The 951-nt window shown below is 65.6% G+C and carries 1 protein-coding gene; it reads right to left on the bottom strand.

Annotated elements, in window-relative coordinates; all coding sequences use genetic code 11:
* Nucleotides 1-754 (bottom strand): ISAs1 family transposase (locus ACFHWY_RS28665; RefSeq protein WP_416583352.1); only part of this gene is annotated, 754 nt, incomplete at its 3' end.
* Nucleotides 755-951: the final 197 nt, after the last annotated feature.

The following is a 951-nucleotide window of genomic DNA, read 5'->3' as shown; positions in this document are numbered from 1 at the left end:
CACGGTCGTGGGTCTGGCCCAGGACCGGAATCTTCGCCCATGGCAGGGCTTTGACCTGCCGGTACAAACGTTTCTGGTTGCCTTTGACGACGAAGACGTAACCGGCCTTCTTCTCGACCAGCCAGCGGGCATGCTCGCGTTGGGTATGCAACGCATCCACCGTGATGATCGCCCCGGCCAGGTCGAGAGTGTCCAGCATGGGCACGAACCTGGTGATCTCGTTCGTCTTCCCGGCGACGTCGCTCTGAGCCAGAACAATCCCTTCGCGGTGATCCACGGCGGCGAACAGATGCACCTGCGCCCCGGCAGGACCGCTGCCCCGCAACGTCCTTCCATCAACGGCGATCACCCGCCGACCCGAGCCGCCAGAGCCTGCGCGGCTGATCAGCCAACGACACACCGCAGCATCCAGGGCGTCAGCGTCGATACCGGCCAGGACCCGACCCAGTGTGCTGTCGTCGGGAACCCCGCGTGCCCCGGTGAACCGGTCCCGGGCCGCCCCAAGACGGTCCCATACCTGGTCCGGCAGATCCGCGGCCCACTCGATGATCTCGACGACCCGGCTCTGCCCAGAGACCACCGCCGCGACCGCGACCGCAAGCAGACCCGGCAACGGATGGATCCGGCCTCGCGGGTCCCGAGGGTCCGGCACCTGCGCCAACACCCGCAACAACCCCGGCGCGTCCTGCTCCTCAAGTGGCGACACGCCACCCAGACGTGCGGACAACCCGCCGATCAACGATGATGCTTCCACGAGCGCGGTCCTTCTCGATCATCCAGCCTAGACACCTGAATGATCACCAGAAGGCCGCGCTCTTCTACGTAACCACCACAACCGGCGTGACTACCCCATAACCGACCATCCGGTCAAACCTCGTGCGAATGCCCTGCGGTGCGGGTGCGGAACTGGTGACGGTGGACGTACTCGACCTTGATGGTGGAGAAGGTGGC

It is taken from the genome of Micromonospora sp. LOL_024, assembly GCF_048060415.1.
GTDB lineage: Bacteria > Actinomycetota > Actinomycetes > Mycobacteriales > Micromonosporaceae > Micromonospora.
The sequence above is the reverse complement of the archived record's forward strand: the minus strand, read 5'-3'. Positions and strand labels throughout refer to the sequence as shown.